The organism is Nonomuraea terrae, from assembly GCF_044465245.1.
In the GTDB taxonomy this organism is placed as follows: domain Bacteria; phylum Actinomycetota; class Actinomycetes; order Streptosporangiales; family Streptosporangiaceae; genus Nonomuraea; species Nonomuraea terrae.
Window position 1 is genome coordinate 1 of record NZ_JBITLL010000011.1, and the last position, 14,301, is coordinate 14,301.

Below are 14,301 nucleotides of genomic sequence, written 5' to 3' on the forward strand. Positions count from 1 at the left end.
ACCCAAAAACCCCCCGCCCGCCCGCCCGGCTATCATTCAACCCCCCCGGGGCCCCCTCCCCCCCGTGGGGCCCCGGGGGGGGGGGGGGGGGGGGGGGGCCCCCGGGGGGCGGCGCCCCCCCCCCGACCACGGATCCGAGGGGCCTTCTCCGGCGGGGTTCAGCCGCAGTTGGCCCAGCCGGTGCTCGTGCTGCCCGAGCCGGCGCTGCCGGACACGCGCACGCACTGGCCCTTGGCGGGCAGCTTGACCGGGCCGGCGTAGTACTGGAAGCTGCCGCTGTCCGACTGGCTCCCGCCGCCCTGCACCTCCAGCGTGACGCTGACGGAGGTGCTCTTGCCGACGTTCGCGGTCTTCATGGTGACCGCGCAGTTCTGTCCGGTGCCGTTGTTCCACAGCTGGTACGTCACACCGCCGGAGAAGGAGCTGGAACGCTGGACCACGAAGCCCGACCCACACACCTGGGTGGGCGTGTGCGGGTTCTTGACCGGCGCGGCGGCCGCCGTGGGCTTGGCGGTGGTCTTCGTCGGCGTCGGGGCCGGCTTGGCGGTCGTCCTCGTGGGCGTGGGTTTTGCGGTCGTCGGGGTCGGGCGTGCGCTGGTCCTGGTGGGCTGCGGCTCCCGCGGCGGGGTCGTCCGTTGCGTGGGCGTCCGGCTCGCGGGCACGGTCTTGGTCACCCTCGCCTGGGGCGAGCTCTGCTTCTTGGCCTTCGCGGTCGGCCGCGCGGTGCTCACCGACGGCGTGGGCACCGCGACCGGCTGCGTCGGCATCGGCGCCGGCGTCGCGGGCACGCTCGGCACGGAGGTCAGCTCGGGCGCCACCGGAGAGGCCGGCGTCCATTCCGACGGCAGCTCCATCGGGCCGACGTCCTGGTCAGGGCTGATGGTGCCCCAGGGCACGACGGCCTCGGGCTGCGCGTCGCCGGCCTGATCGGAGCCCTGCGGTCCCTGGGCCGGCGCGGTGCCCACCGGCGCCAGGATCCCGCCCCGGCCGGCCCGCGCCGCGGCGGAGTTGACCTGCTGGAGCTCGACGTATTTGGTGGCGCCCCACAGGCCGACGGCCGAGACGAGCGCGACCACGCCCACTCCGGCGACCACCATCACGGGGAAACCCCGACGCGGGGGCTGGGTAGAGGGACCGAGCGGCCTACGCTCGTCCCTGACGGCGTTCGGCGGCTGCGGAGCGCCCTCCGGCGGCCCCCACATCGGCCTCTCGGGCCGCTGCGGCGGCCCTGCGAGGGGGACGTCGTTCATCGGCCCCTGCGGCGGCGACCCGTGGGGCGGCACGTGCGGCGGCGGTCCCTGCGTGAACGGCCTCTGCGCAGAGGCCGTCGGCCCCTGACCCGGCACGCCACCCTTCGGGCCCTGCGGCCCCTGACCCGGCACACCACCGTTCGGGCTCTGGGCCGGACGCCACATCGGCCCTTCGGCCGGCACACCGGAAACCGGAGCCCCCGGCGCCGGACTCGCACCGGGATCCCCCGTCACCGGACCCGGAACGAGACCGCCCAGGACGGGACCGCCGGGAACCGGACCCTGGAGCGGCCCCGGCGCCGGGGCATCGGGGGATGATCTCGGGAGGGGGACGCCCTCGACGGGCTCCTGCGCGGCGGCGGGCGGAGGATCCCCGCGGTGGTCCCCGAGCATCCGCATGAGCGCGTTGTAAGCGGTCGGCCGCGCCCTCGCCTCCTTTGTCAGGGCCGCGAGCAGCACCTTGCGCATCGGCTCGCGCGCTATGCCGACCTCGGGCTCGGCGTCGAGCACACCGTCCCGCCCGGCGAACGGCGGCTTCCCCGTCCCGGCGAACACGACGGTCGCCGCCCAGGCGAACACGTCCGCGTACGGCCCGTACTGGAGGCCCTTCAGCTGCTCGGGCGCCTGGTAGGCGGCCTGTCCCGCGGGCTCGCCGAGGGCGGCGTCGGTCACCCGGGGACCGTCGGGGCCGAGGATCACGTTGTGCGGGGTGAGCGAGCCGTGCGTGAGGCCCGCGAGGTGGACGGCCGACAGCGCGGTCAGCACGCCGACAGCGACCCGTTCCAGCGCGTCCCCGCTCAGCGGCCCGTCGTCGGCGACCGTCTGCGCCAGGCTCTTGCCCTCGACGTGCTCGCGGACGACGTACGGCCGGCCCTCCAGGAGTCCCGCGTCCAGGACCCTGGCGACGTACGAGCTGGAGACCCGCTTCGCGCCGAGGAGCCGGGCGGGCACGTCAGGGCCGGGATCCGGTTCGGCGGGGAGCACCTTGACGGCGACGAGGGGCGCCTCGGCGGACTCGCGTCCGAGGAAGACCTGGCCCCTCGGTCCCTCTCCCAGCAGCCCGACAATCTCGAAAGCGCCGATCCGCTCTGGATCCTCAGGTCGCAACGGGTGCATGCCCAAAAACCTTCCACCAGCAAAGCATGATCGGGCACATTCAACCAGATATGTTACATAAGCATCAGGAGTTTCGGTCATGCGCTGACATAGCCGGTGCCGGTGAGATCGGTCCGGCCGGCCAGGCGGATCTGGGGGTGCTCCAGGCCGACGCCCGCTGTCGATGACCGCGCCGGTGGACAGCGGCCAGACGCGCTGGGGTCGAGCCGTTTCTGCGCCACGACTCGCCGACCTGCGTCCGGGACGGCCGGCAGTCGTCAGGGGCGGTGGCGGGCGCCAGGCAGGGCGAGCGCGCTATCCATGAGGGCGCGACCCATCATGAGGAAAGAGGGCAACCCGCCCGATTCATCCGGTAATCAACGGAAGAAGCCCCGGCGCCGTCGCCAGGGCCTCAGACCGTCGGTCACTGCGTCGCGGACTCGATGTTCTGGCGGTACGTGCCGATGACGCGCGACGCCTCCCTGAGCTCGTCCGACATGCGCTGGAACGAGACCTGGTAGTTGTCCCACGCCTGCTTGAAACGCACGGCGCCCTGACCGGTCCACACCGTGCCGACCTTGGCGGCCTCCTTGCTGAGGGCGCCGATGACGGCCTGGACCGCCTCCGCCTGCCGGTCGAACTGGCTGGCCATCGCCGCCATCTCGGTCGGGTCGCCGCCTAGCATGCTCTGGCTCATGCATACCTCCTGGAAGGGGTGAAAGCGCCCTCACCCTAAGAGCGGCCCACCGGCCGTCGCCCGGGTTATGCCAAGCGGCTATGGTCTACCAGAGGATCGTTCGGATGGGTTCAGGGAGCAGTCCGCACATGCGGGAAGTCGTGGTGACCGGCGGCGGCATCGGCTACACGATCGCGGCCAAGGGCACCGGATCCGGCTCGTACGGCGCCGTCAGGGCCGCCCTGAAGTCATGGAGCGCCGACCTGGCCGCCGACCTGGCCGCCGGGCTCGGCCCCCGGGGGGTCACCGCGAACGTCGTCTCCCCCGGCCTCGTGCCGGACACCGACTTCTTCCGCGGCGAGGATGACCGGCGAGGGCGTCCGGCGGCGCCTGGCCGGCACCCGCGACGGCCGGCCCGGCACCCCTCCGACGTGGCCGATACCGTTCTGTTCCTGGCCTCGGCGGGAGCCGGGCACATCACGGGGCAGGTGCTCCACGTGAACGGCGGCGCGTACCTCAGCCGCTGAACCGAGATGAGAGACACGAGGAAGGACGTGGTCCGGTGCGGAAGGTTCTGATCGCCAACCGCGGCGAGATCGCCGTACGTGTGGCCCGGGCGTGCAAGGACGCCGGGATCGGCAGCGTGGCGGTCTACGCCGACCAGGACCTCGACGCCCTGCACGTCAAGGTCGCCGACGAGGCGTACGCGCTGGGTGGGCAGAGCCCGGCCGAGACCTACCTCGACATCGCCAAGCTCCTCGACGTCGCCCGGCGCTCCGCGGCCGACGCCGTGCACCCCGGCTACGGGTTCCTGGCCGAGAACGCCGACTTCGCCCAGGCCGTCATCGACGCGGGTCTCGTCTGGATCGGGCCGCCGCCCGCCGCCATCGCCGCCCTCGGCGACAAGGTGCAGGCCCGCCACATCGCCCAGAAGGTCGGCGCGCCGCTGGTCGCCGGCACGAAGGACCCGGTCTCCGGGGCGGACGAGGTGGTGGCGTTCGCCGAGGAGCACGGCCTGCCCATCGCGATCAAGGCCGCGTACGGCGGCGGCGGGCGCGGCATCAAGGTGGCCCGCCGCCTGGAGGAGGTCGCCGAGCTGTACGAGTCGGCGGTGCGCGAGGCGGTCGCCTCGTTCGGGCGCGGCGAGTGCTTCGTCGAGCGCTACCTCGACCGGCCGCGCCACGTCGAGACGCAGTGCCTGGCCGACCGCGAGGGCAACGTGGTGGTCGTCAGCACCCGCGACTGCTCGCTCCAGCGCCGCCACCAGAAGCTGGTCGAGGAGGCGCCCGCGCCGTTCCTGACCGACGAGCAGGTCGAGATCCTCTACACGAGCTCCAAGGCCATCCTCAAGGAGGCCGGCTACGTCGGGGCCGGCACCTGCGAGTTCCTCGTCGGCCAGGACGGCACGATCTCGTTCCTGGAGGTCAACACCCGGCTGCAGGTCGAGCATCCCGTCACCGAGGAGGTCTCCGGCATCGACCTGGTGCGCGAGATGTTCAGGGTCGCCGACGGCGAGCCGCTCGGTTACGACGACCCGGTGCTGCGCGGCCACTCGATCGAGTTCCGGATCAACGCCGAGGACGCCGGGCGCAACTTCCTGCCCGCGCCCGGCACGCTGACCGTCATGCGCCCGCCGTCCGGGCCGGGCGTGCGGCTCGACGCCGGGTACGAGGCCGGGATGACCGTGCCGGGCACGTTCGACTCCCTGGTCGCCAAGCTGATCGTGACCGGCCGCACCCGCGAGGAGGCGCTGGAGCGGTCGCGGCGGGCGCTGGCCGAGTTCGACATCGCCGGCATGCCCACCGTGCTGCCGTTCCACCGGGCCGTCGTGTCCGACCCGGCGTACACGTCCTCGCCGTTTTCCGTCCACACGCGGTGGATCGAGACGGAGTGGGACAACCCCGTCGAGCCGTACGCGGGCGACGTGGCCACGGCCGAGACGCCCGCACGGGAGACGGTGACGGTCGAGGTGGGCGGCAAGCGCATCGAGGTCGTCCTGCCCGCGGGGCTGGGCACGCCCTCGTCCGGGCCGGCCCCGGGCAGGGCGCCGCGGCGCGCGGGCGGCGGGGCGAAGAAGGCATCGGCCGCGGGCGGAGACTCGCTGGTCAGCCCGATGCAGGGCACCATCGTCAAGGTCGTCGCCGCCGACGGCGACACGGTGAACGAGGGCGACACGGTCGTGGTGCTGGAGGCCATGAAGATGGAGCAGCCGCTCACCGCCCACAAGGCCGGCACGATCACCGGCCTGACCGCGGCCGTCGGCCAGACGGTCACCGCGGGCGCGGCGATCTGTGAGATCAAGGACACCTGATCGCCGGCGGTGGGCGGTTTGACCGGACCACAAGGCGCCACACCGCCCGTTGACCGGCGATCGACCGGACCGGTGCCTGTCTGTTCCACCGCGATGTACGCCTATGAGGGTCCGGACGGGTAGCGTGCGCATTGAGGAACTTTGCCGACCGCCCGTTCGTCCTCAATGGGCGAAGGAGGCTTGCTGCCAATGACTCATTCGCTGCGCCGTGCAGGGGCCGCGATCGCGGCTCTGATCGCCGGTCTACTCGTCGTTTTCGCGCTGTCCCCTGCCGCCAACGCGGCGGCTCCCCCCGACGCACAGTCGGTGGTGTCCCACTGGAAGGACAAAGATCCGCTTCTGGTCCAGTCCGGCTCGCCGCTGACGTCGGACCAGCAGAGTGAGATCCGTGACGCCCTCGAAGGAGCCAGCAGCAAGATCTACGCTGTCGCGCTTCCTCCCAACACGGTGACCGACTCCACCATCGCGTCGTACATGACCCAGCTCAACTCCGCGATGGAGGCCGCGCGGGCGCCCCGGGCCACCTACGCGGTGCTCGACGGCACGAAGCTGTACGCCGCCTCCAGCGCCCTGCGCGCGGACGGTCTCGCGGGCCGGCTGTCCGACCTCGCGGTGACCGCCAACCCCGGTGACGTCGTCGCCGGGATGAAGGACTTCACCAACCGCGTCGACGACGCCGTCCGCGGGCGCAACTCCGCGCTCGACCCCGACAGCCAGGCCAACCCCGGCGCCGGCGGCACCGCGGCGCTGATCGCCCTGGGCGCGCTCGTCCTGGTCGGCGGCGGCGGCTACTTCCTCTACTCCAGCAACAGGAAGAAGAAGCGGGCCATCCAGGAGGCGAAGGACCTCGCCGCGGTCAAGCAGACCGTCGACGAGGACGTCACCAAGCTGGGCGAGGAGATCACCGCGGTCGACGCCGACGTCACCCTGTCCGGCGCCGGCGGCAAGCACATCGACGAGTGGCAGACCGCTCTCGACTCCTACGAGAAGGCCAAGACGCAGCTGGCCGCCGTCCAGCGGCCCGACCAGGTGCGCGAGGTCACGCAGACCCTCGAGGACGGCCGTTACGCGCTGGCCGTGGTGAAGGCCAAGGTCAACGAAGAGCCCGTGCCCGAGCGGCGCGCGCCCTGCTTCTTCAACCCGCAGCACGGCCCGTCCCTCCGTGACGTGCGCTGGGCCCCGCCCGGCGGCGCCGCACGTGACGTGCCGGCCTGCAAGATGGACGCCGAGGCCGTGGAGCGCGGCTTCGACCCGCAGATGCGCGAGGTCATGGTCGACGGCCAGCGCAGGCCCTACTACGACGCCGGCCCCGCCTACCAGCCGTACGCCTACGGCTACTACGGCGGCTTCGGCGACATCATGACCGGCATGTTCATCGGCACCATGATGGGCAGCATGCTCACCGGCGGCTTCGGCATGGGCGGCTACGGCGCCGGCTACGCGGAGGGCGCCGCCGACGCCGGTGCCGGCGACTTCGGCGGTGACGCCGGCGGCGGCTGGGGCGACTTCGGCGGCGGAGGCGACTTCGGCGGCGGCGACTTCGGCGGCGGCGACTGGTAAACCGCACGAGCACACCGGAAGCGCCCCTCCGGACCCACGGGTCCCGGAGGGGCGCTTCTGTCGTCTCCGGTCACCGGGCGGAGAGCCGGGGAGCCGGGGCTACCCCGGTTCACCTGGCGCCGAGCGCGCGCAGGAGGGTGGCGAGGGACTGCTCGGGCGTCTGCCCGGCCGTGTCGACGGTGATGTGGTCGCGGGTCCACGGCTCGTAGTCGCGTTCGACGACCTCCCGCCAGGTGGGCAGCAGGTGGCCGGGGATGTCGGGCGAGCGCGAGGTCACCCGGCGCCGGTGCTCGGCCGGGTCGGAGCAGACCACCTCGACCTCGGCCACCGGGACGCCCGCCTCCGCCCCGACCTGCCGCCAGGCGTCCCGGGTGACCGCGATCGGGTTCACCGACTCGGCGACGACCGTGAGCCCCTGGCGCAGATGGTCGCCGGCGAGCGCGTACGCGACCACGTAACCGACGGGCCCGAGCGGCTGCCGGGCCAGCCCTGACCGCACGATGGCCTGTTCGATGGTGTCCACGCGCACGTGAACGCCGTTCAGCCGGGCGGCCGCCGGCCGCGAGAGCGTCGTCTTCCCCGCGGCCGGCAACCCCCCGATGACAACGAGCACAGCCCCCATGCTGCCAGAGGCCGGCTCAGACGCCGAAGGCCTCCGGGTACTGGATGGTGCCCGAGGGGACCGGGCGTCCGGGGTCGAGGACGAGCGCCATCATGTACTCGTCCGCGACCTCGAACGACGGGCGGATGCCGTAACGGGAGGCGGGAACGAACCCGAAGCGGGGGTAGTACTCCGCGTGGCCGAGGACCAGCACGAGGTTCTCGCCCTGTTCACGGGCGGCCCGCAGCGCCGCGCGGATGACCGCCGACCCCGCACCCCGGCGTTGCAGCTCCGGCCGTACGGCGCACGGCCCCAGCGTGAGGGCGGGAGCGCCGTCGACGTGGCAGCGGGTGAGCAGCGCGAAGGCCGCGACTTCTCCCTCGGGGTCCTCCGCCACCCACGACAGACCGGGCGACCACGCCTCCGGGTCCGCACGCAGGGCCTCGACCAGGTCGGCCTCGTGCGGGCCGGGGAAGGCGGCCAGGTTGACCGCACGGATCCCGAGACGGTCGGCGGCGCTCTCGGGGCGGGTGGTCCAGGCGTCGTGGTCGGGGTGCGGTCGCAGGACGTAGCCGGTGTAGCGGTACTCGGCGCCGTGCTCCCGGCGCATGGTGATCTCCTCCCGGGTGGCGGCGACGGCCTCGCGCATGCCCGGCACCGTCAGGTCGGCGGTCTGGACGCGTTCGGCGAGGGGCGTGTAGTACTCGTCGAACCAGTCGCTCTCCGGCAACTCGTGCAGCCCCGGCACCTCGTACCCGGCCGCGCGGGCCGTGGCGAGGTTCTCCGCCCTGGTCCGCAGCCGGTACCGCTGGTCCCAGAACGCCCGTGCCTGGGCGGAGGGCGAGTCGGTGCTCCATTCGCACTCGGTGAGGACCAGGACTCCGCCGGGCGCGAGCAGCCGCCGCCAGGAGCGCAGGGCGGCGTCGAAGCCGACGAAATAGGCCGACCCTTCCGCCCAGATCACGTCGAAGCTCGCGTCCGGGAAGGGCAGGTCCGCCATCGAGGCGCGTACGGTGCGGACGGCGAGGCCGCGATCGGCGGCGGCCTGCGCCAGTTCGTCCAGGAACGGCTGGTACAGGTCGAGCGCGACGACCTCGGCCCCGGCCTCCTCGGCCAGGAGCAACGAGGCACGGCCGGGCCCGCAGCCGATGTCCAGGACGCGCGGGCGGTCCGGCAGCGGACCGGCCAGCGCCGTCATGCGGCGGGTGGAGGAGTCGGAGCCCGGCCCCTGGCGGGGCAGGCCGTGGTGCAGGGTGAGGAACGCGGACGTCAAAGCGTCGTGCATGGTGATGGGTGATCCTTGCGAGAAGGGCCCCGACGCGGTTCAGGCGTCACCCACCTGACGAGCCGTGCGGCTCGTGACGAAGCGGGGAACCAGGTCAGGCCGGGACCGGGAACATGAGGACGATCGCGGCGCTGCGCACGGCAGCGGCCTTCGGCGCGGCCATCAACTCATCTCCCCCTTCATCGCGGACGAATCGCACCCTAGCACCTGCAGCAGAATGTCGGGTGTGATTTATCTTGCCCAGGGGGCTCGAGTGGCCATCCGGTACGTCACCCTGCGGGACTTCGAGGAGCTCGCGCCGTTGCACGAGGAGAGCGCCGAGATGCTCGCCCGGTGGATGCCCGGCGCCCCCATCGTCACCTACGAGGACTTCGAGAGGTATGTGGCCAGGTTCGACGGGCCGTCGCACGAGGGGTTTCTCATCTGCCGGCACGACACCGGCGCGATCGTCGGCCGCGTCAACGTCAACAACGTCATCCGCGGCACCCACCAGAGCGCGACCGTCGGCTACTGCGCGTACGCCTCCACGACCGGGCGCGGCTACATGACCGAGGGGCTGCGGCTGCTCGTGCGGCACGCGTTCGGCGAGATGGAGCTGCACCGGCTGGAGGCCAACATCCAGCCGGCGAACACGCCCTCGCTCGGCCTCATCCGGCGGGCCGGCTTCCAGCGCGAGGGCTACTCGCCGAACTTCCAGTTCGTCGACGGCGCCTGGCGCGACCACGAGCGCTGGGCCATCACCGCCGAGATGGCCACACCGTGATCGTCCGCGAGACGGCCCGCGTCCTGCTGGTCGACGCCGCCGACCGGATCCTGCTCTACCGCGGCCTGCTGCTGCAGCGGGAGGACACGCCGTACGCGTGGTTCACCCCAGGCGGCGGCGTCGACCCCGGCGAGAGCGCCCCGCAGGCCGCCGCGCGTGAGCTGCGGGAGGAGCTCGGCCACGTCGTCGCCCCCGAGGCGCTCGGGCCGGTGGTGGCGACGAGCGAGGGCGGCTGGCGGCTGGGCGGGCGGCGGTACCACTCCCGCGACTCCTTCTTCCTGCTGCGCGTGCCGGGACTGGAGGTGGACACGTCAGGCATGGACGAGGAGGAGCGGGCGACGACCGACCGGTTCAGGTGGTGGTCACGGCCCGAGCTCGACCGCACCGACGAGCCCGTCGTGCCGAGAGAGCTCGGCAAGCTGATGGAACGGCTGCTCCGCGGCCCGGTGGACGAGCCCGTCGTGCTGCCGTGGCACCTCAGCGCGGATGACGGAGGAACCAGACCGTGCTCCGGGTGACGGCCTCCTTGAAAGCGGCCGAGGCGCGCCCCGTCATGACGGCGTCAAGGGGCGTGTCGTCGGCGCGGGTGAACTGGGTGACGCCGTCGCGGCGGCCCAGGCTGACGTTCTGCCAGACGAAACGGAAGCGCGCGGTACCCGGTTCGCGGCCGGTGAGCAGGTCGGCGACGGCCTCGCCGGCGTACCTGCCCATGGGCAGGCCCGTCTGACAGGACATGCGGGCCGTCCGGCCCCGCCGGTCGGCGGCGGCCGCGTCCCCCGCGCCGAACACGTCGGGGTGCGACAGGGACCGCAGCGACGCGTCGACCAGCATGCGTCCGTGCCCGTCGACGGCCAGGCCCGCGTCGGCGGCCAGCGCCGGCACGGCGAACCCGGCCGCCCACACCACCGTCTCCGCGCGCAGTTCCGTGCCGTCGTCCAGCAGCAGGGCGCCGGGGCCGAGCTTGGCGACGGCCGCGTGCTCGCGTACGGCGACGCCCAAGCGCGCGAGCGACCGGCGGATGTGGCCGCGCGCGCGGGCCGACAGGCCGGGCCCGGCGACGCCGGTCGTCAGCAGCTCCACGCGCAGCCCCGGGCGGGCCAGCTCGGCCGCCGCCTCGATGCCGGTCAGCCCGCCGCCGACCACGGTCACTGAGCCGGTCACCGAGCCGGTCACCGAGCCGGTCACCGCCAGCCGCGCCCGCAGCCGCAGCGCCTCGTCCGCCGTGGCCAGCGGGTACGCGTGCTCCCGCACCCCTGGCACGGCCGCGCCGCCGGAGCCGCTGCCGAGCGCGTAGACCAGGACGTCGTAGCGCAGCTCGTACGGCGGCCCGTCGAGCCGTACGGTCCGCGCCGCCAAGTCGATCCCGGTGGCCCGCGCGACCACCAGCTCCACGCCGGTGCCGCCGAGCAGGCCCGCCAGCGGCAGCTCGGCCAGCCGCCGGCCGGCCGCGAGCTGGTGAAGCCGTACCCGCTCCACGAAACGGCTGGACGCGTTGACCAGCGTCACCCGTGCGGCGGTGCGGCGCAGCCGCGCGGCGGCGCGCTTGGCCGCCGCCAGCCCCGCGTATCCGGCTCCCAGCACCACGATGTGGTCCGTCATGGTTCCTCCCATCGAGTCACCACCTGAACCGGACAGCCGGGTCATCCGTGACACCCCTGGCCCGTGATGCCGGTCACATGAGCTGGGCGGCGGCGTAGGCGAGTTTGGCCGGGTTGACGATCGTCCGCACGGCCGCCACCCGGCCGTCCGTGACCTCCATGGCGACGACCGCCAGGATGCCGCCCGCGGCGTCGCGGAAGAGTGCGGCGGGCTCGCCGTTGGCCTCCACGACCTCGCCCGTCGCCACGGCGGCCTCCGGCCGTCGGCTGAGCCCGCCCAGGTAGCGCAGCACGTCCGCACGCCCGCGTACCGGACGCCGGGCGGCGGTCGTGGTGCCGCCGCCGTCGGCCCAGGCGACCACGTCGTCGGCGAGCAGCCGTTCGAGGGCCGCGACGTCACCCGTGCGGGCGGCGGCGAGGAAGCCGCGCACGATCCGCCGGTGGTGCTCCCGGTCGCCGTCGAACCGTTTGCGCGGCTCGCCGACGTGCGTCCTGGCCCGGTGGTGCAGCTGGCGCGAGTGGGTCTCTTCGATGCCGAGGATCGCGGCGATCTCCGCGTGCGGGTGCCCGAACGCCTCCCGCAGCACGAACACCGCCCGTTCCACCGGGGTCAGCCGCTCCAGCAGCACGAGCACACCCATGGAGACGCTCTCGCGCTGCTCGACGGTCTCCAGCGGGCCGAGCGCGCCGCCACCCGTGAGGACCGGCTCCGGCAGCCACGGCCCCACGTAACGCTCACGCCGTACGCGGGCGGAGGTGAGCTGGTTGAGGCAGAGGTTCGTGACCACCCGGGTCAGCCACGCCGCCGGATCCCCGACCGGCCGGGCCCGGCTCCATCGCAGATACGCCTCCTGGACGACGTCCTCGGCCTCGGCGGCGGAACCGAGCATCCGGTACGCCAGCCCCAGCAGCCGCGGCCGCTGCCCCTCGAACGCCTCCACGCCACCGGACTCCACGCGTCGATGCTAGAGCTCCGTCGACGAAAGGCGGCGTGGTCCCCAGGGAGGCCGTCCCCGGCCGATCCGCGGAGTCAGTCGTTCGACGGCAGGAGGGTGCCCAGGGGGCCGAGGTCGAGGTTGAGGTCCTGCGGGCGCAGGTCGAAGTGGTCGCAGAGGTCGCCCATTCCCTCCTCCAGCCGCATCAGCGCGACGCCGAGCGCCTCGATCTGCTCGTCCGTCAGGTCGCCCTGCTCCATCCGCCGTACGGACTGGCGCTCGACGAGCTGGCGGACCAGCTCGACGAGCGTCAGCACGAGACGGGTCAGGTCGCGCTCCACCGTGTCCGGGTCGGCGGCGACCCGCCAGGCCGGCCTCTCCGTCTGGCTCACCAGCCGGCACTCCCCTCGAGGTCTTCGTCGATCGACGCGATCAGGGCTCGCAGCGAGATGCGGACGAGGTCGATGTCGGCGATGGACAGCACCAGGTCGCCGGTGATCACCACGCCTCCCGCCAGGAGCCGGTCCAGCAGGTCCACGAGCGCGACGCGCTCGGGAGGCAGCCGTTCCTCGGCCACCACATCACGCATCAGCCCATCTCCATCACCGTGAACGAGTACGGCGCCCACGGCCCGGTCACCCGGATCTCCACCCCGTCGCCCCCCAGGGCCGCCGCCTGCTCGGCGAACTCGGCGTCGCGGCCCTCGTCCACGAGGTAGGCGCCGTTCAGCAACATCCAGTCGTGCCGGCCGGACAGGCGCGGGTCCTGGGCGCGGTGCCGGTAGCTCGCGGCGGCCAGCTCCGACAGCGCCCGGTGGATGTGGTCGGCGCGCTGGAGCACCTGCCTGCGCACCTGCTCGCGCCCGCGCAGGCTCGCGCGGCGCCGCTGCAGGTACGCGGTCCCGGGTCGCCCGGCACCCCCGCCGCCGCTCGCGCTCGGTCCCGGGCACGACTCGCCGTTCCCGCCGCCTGAGGCTCCGGGTCCGGGGCCCACGCCGGCGGCCGGGTCGGCGTACGCCTTGACTCCCCACTCGCGGCGGCCGGTCACCCGCGCGAGGACCCGCAGGAAGTCGTCCCCCCGCCGGTCCAGCAGGTCGCGCACGTGCCCGTCGTCGTCGTACACGGTGACGAGCCGGACGGGGGCCGTCGGGGTGGCGGCGGCCACGGCGTCCACGACCCGGTGGTGGGCGCGGGCCGTCTCGGCCAGCCAGTCCATGTCCTCCAGCGACCGGCGCAGCGCCTGCTCGCCGAACTGCTCCAGCGGCACCGTGCTCACGTACGCGACCAGCCCCTCCCGGCCGATCGTGCGCACCGGCAGGTCCGCCACGCCCGCCGGGCACTCCGGAAGCGCGTCGCGCGCCACGGCGTACAGGTACGTCGCGTCAGACATCGACGTCTCCGTGTCGCTCCGCGTGGTCCCTGTACCGGTCGTACCGCTCCGTGGAGTCGCCGCCGTCGATGGCCTCTCCCCGTCGTTCGATGGCGGACAGGCGGCGGCGCAGGCGGCGGTTCTCCTCCACCAGCTCGCGGTCCCGGCCCGACAACCACGGGTCGTGCTCCCACCAGTCGATGCCGAGCTCCCTGGCGGTGTCCACGGACGCGATCAGCAGCCGCAGCTTGATCGTGAGCAGTTCGATGTCGAGCAGGTTGACCCGGATGTCACCGGCGATCACCACGCCCCTGTCGAGCACCCGCTCCAGGATGTCGCCGAGGTTGGTCGGCTCGCGGTTGGCCGCCGAGCCCGCGTAGGCAGGGCGGACCGCCGAACCGGATCCCATCATTCTGTCCATCAGAACGCCTCACCGATGTCGGCGTTCGAGCGCCGGTAGCGCCGTGTCCTGCGGTATGACAGCAAGCTGCCCTCCCTGTCGATCTTGGCTTGGTAGATGGCGAGGATGTCGCCGGAGGAGGGGATCCGGCGGTCCTCTACGACCTCGACGCTGACGATCCAGCCGTCCTCGACGGGCTCGACCGAGGTCACTCCCTCGGTGTGCTTCGAGGTCAGGTCGGCGATGTGGCGCACGCCGACACCGCCCGCCGTCGCGGCCGTCAGCTCGCGGGGCTGCTGCCGTTGCGGGCGGGCGGCACCGCGTGCCCCCGCCTCACCCGAGGCGGGGGCACGCTGGTCCACCTCCCCCGAGGCCGCGGCGCGAGTGCCCTCCTCCTCGTCGGTCGATGGGCGGGCGCGCGTCTTCGTGACGGTGGTGCGCCTGGTAGTGGGCATCTAT

16 protein-coding genes and 1 pseudogene are annotated in these 14,301 nt (G+C 73.3%); 5 read left to right on the forward strand and 12 right to left on the reverse strand.

Annotated features, from left to right (window positions below; all coding sequences use genetic code 11):
• Positions 1 to 158: 158 nt before the first annotated feature.
• Together ACIBP6_RS46125 and ACIBP6_RS46130 are read right to left on the reverse strand one after the other, a co-directional pair.
• Positions 159 to 2,366: a protein kinase domain-containing protein gene (locus ACIBP6_RS46125; RefSeq protein WP_397061507.1), complete on the reverse strand. Its 2,208-nt coding sequence runs from the start codon at positions 2,364 to 2,366 to the stop codon at positions 159 to 161.
• 403 nt (positions 2,367 to 2,769) lie between these two features.
• The gene (locus ACIBP6_RS46130; protein WP_165969688.1) at positions 2,770 to 3,042 is read right to left on the reverse strand and encodes a WXG100 family type VII secretion target; all 273 of its coding nucleotides are present in this window, start codon (positions 3,040 to 3,042) and stop codon (positions 2,770 to 2,772) included.
• Between the two features lie 128 nt (positions 3,043 to 3,170).
• Between ACIBP6_RS46130 and ACIBP6_RS46135 the strand changes: the two genes are divergently transcribed.
• The 3 genes from ACIBP6_RS46135 (at position 3,171) to ACIBP6_RS46145 (ending at position 6,892) form a co-directional block, all read left to right on the forward strand.
• Positions 3,171 to 3,548: an SDR family oxidoreductase gene (locus ACIBP6_RS46135; protein WP_397061509.1), complete on the forward strand. Its 378-nt coding sequence runs from the start codon at positions 3,171 to 3,173 to the stop codon at positions 3,546 to 3,548.
• A 35-nt stretch (positions 3,549 to 3,583) separates the two neighbouring features.
• Complete coding sequence (locus ACIBP6_RS46140; protein ID WP_397061510.1) at positions 3,584 to 5,332, forward strand: acetyl/propionyl/methylcrotonyl-CoA carboxylase subunit alpha; 1,749 nt, start codon at positions 3,584 to 3,586, stop codon at positions 5,330 to 5,332.
• A 189-nt stretch (positions 5,333 to 5,521) separates the two neighbouring features.
• Positions 5,522 to 6,892, forward strand: coding sequence for a hypothetical protein (locus tag ACIBP6_RS46145; RefSeq protein WP_397061512.1), 1,371 nt, complete (start codon positions 5,522 to 5,524; stop codon positions 6,890 to 6,892).
• Positions 6,893 to 7,001: 109 nt separating this feature from the next.
• Here the strand turns inward: ACIBP6_RS46145 and ACIBP6_RS46150 are convergent, their stop codons facing one another.
• From ACIBP6_RS46150 to ACIBP6_RS46160, 3 genes and pseudogenes are all read right to left on the reverse strand, one after another.
• The gene (locus ACIBP6_RS46150; protein WP_397061514.1) at positions 7,002 to 7,505 is read right to left on the reverse strand and encodes an AAA family ATPase; all 504 of its coding nucleotides are present in this window, start codon (positions 7,503 to 7,505) and stop codon (positions 7,002 to 7,004) included.
• Positions 7,506 to 7,530: 25 nt separating this feature from the next.
• Positions 7,531 to 8,103 (reverse strand): GNAT family N-acetyltransferase, encoded by a 573-nt coding sequence (locus tag ACIBP6_RS46155; RefSeq protein ID WP_397061704.1) that lies wholly within the window; start codon positions 8,101 to 8,103, stop codon positions 7,531 to 7,533.
• Between the two features lie 219 nt (positions 8,104 to 8,322).
• Positions 8,323 to 8,778: pseudogene (locus tag ACIBP6_RS46160) on the reverse strand (class I SAM-dependent methyltransferase); the annotation flags it as partial.
• A 253-nt stretch (positions 8,779 to 9,031) separates the two neighbouring features.
• Here ACIBP6_RS46160 and ACIBP6_RS46165 point away from each other — a divergent pair.
• Complete coding sequence (locus ACIBP6_RS46165) at positions 9,032 to 9,541, forward strand: GNAT family N-acetyltransferase (RefSeq protein ID WP_397061516.1); 510 nt, start codon at positions 9,032 to 9,034, stop codon at positions 9,539 to 9,541.
• Positions 9,538 to 10,059, forward strand: a complete 522-nt coding sequence (locus ACIBP6_RS46170; RefSeq protein WP_397061518.1) for an NUDIX hydrolase — start codon at positions 9,538 to 9,540, stop codon at positions 10,057 to 10,059. The genes ACIBP6_RS46165 and ACIBP6_RS46170 overlap by 4 nt, the downstream gene beginning before the upstream one ends.
• Here the strand turns inward: ACIBP6_RS46170 and ACIBP6_RS46175 are convergent.
• The 7 genes from ACIBP6_RS46175 to gvpO all read right to left on the reverse strand — a co-directional run bounded on the left by ACIBP6_RS46175 (position 10,019) and on the right by gvpO (position 14,297).
• The gene (locus ACIBP6_RS46175) at positions 10,019 to 11,140 is read right to left on the reverse strand and encodes an NAD(P)/FAD-dependent oxidoreductase (RefSeq protein WP_397061520.1); all 1,122 of its coding nucleotides are present in this window, start codon (positions 11,138 to 11,140) and stop codon (positions 10,019 to 10,021) included. The genes ACIBP6_RS46170 and ACIBP6_RS46175 overlap by 41 nt on opposite strands.
• 73 nt (positions 11,141 to 11,213) lie before the next feature.
• Positions 11,214 to 12,095 carry an RNA polymerase sigma factor SigJ gene (sigJ, locus tag ACIBP6_RS46180; RefSeq protein ID WP_397061522.1) on the reverse strand — a complete coding sequence of 294 codons (882 nt, stop codon included), beginning with the start codon at positions 12,093 to 12,095 and terminating at the stop codon, positions 11,214 to 11,216.
• Positions 12,096 to 12,169: 74 nt separating this feature from the next.
• Positions 12,170 to 12,466, reverse strand: a complete 297-nt coding sequence (locus tag ACIBP6_RS46185) for a gas vesicle protein K (protein WP_397061523.1) — start codon at positions 12,464 to 12,466, stop codon at positions 12,170 to 12,172.
• A complete protein-coding gene (locus tag ACIBP6_RS46190) occupies positions 12,463 to 12,663 on the reverse strand; it encodes a gas vesicle protein (RefSeq protein ID WP_132611442.1) in 201 nt (66 codons plus the stop codon). The genes ACIBP6_RS46185 and ACIBP6_RS46190 overlap by 4 nt, the downstream gene beginning before the upstream one ends.
• The gene (locus ACIBP6_RS46195; protein WP_397061525.1) at positions 12,663 to 13,463 is read right to left on the reverse strand and encodes a GvpL/GvpF family gas vesicle protein; all 801 of its coding nucleotides are present in this window, start codon (positions 13,461 to 13,463) and stop codon (positions 12,663 to 12,665) included. The genes ACIBP6_RS46190 and ACIBP6_RS46195 overlap by 1 nt, the downstream gene beginning before the upstream one ends.
• A complete protein-coding gene (locus tag ACIBP6_RS46200; RefSeq protein WP_246074737.1) occupies positions 13,456 to 13,851 on the reverse strand; it encodes a gas vesicle protein in 396 nt (131 codons plus the stop codon). Before ACIBP6_RS46200 ends, ACIBP6_RS46195 begins: the two co-directional genes overlap by 8 nt.
• Positions 13,852 to 13,862: 11 nt before the next feature.
• Positions 13,863 to 14,297: a gas vesicle protein GvpO gene (gene gvpO, locus ACIBP6_RS46205; protein ID WP_132611446.1), complete on the reverse strand. Its 435-nt coding sequence runs from the start codon at positions 14,295 to 14,297 to the stop codon at positions 13,863 to 13,865.
• Positions 14,298 to 14,301: the final 4 nt, after the last annotated feature.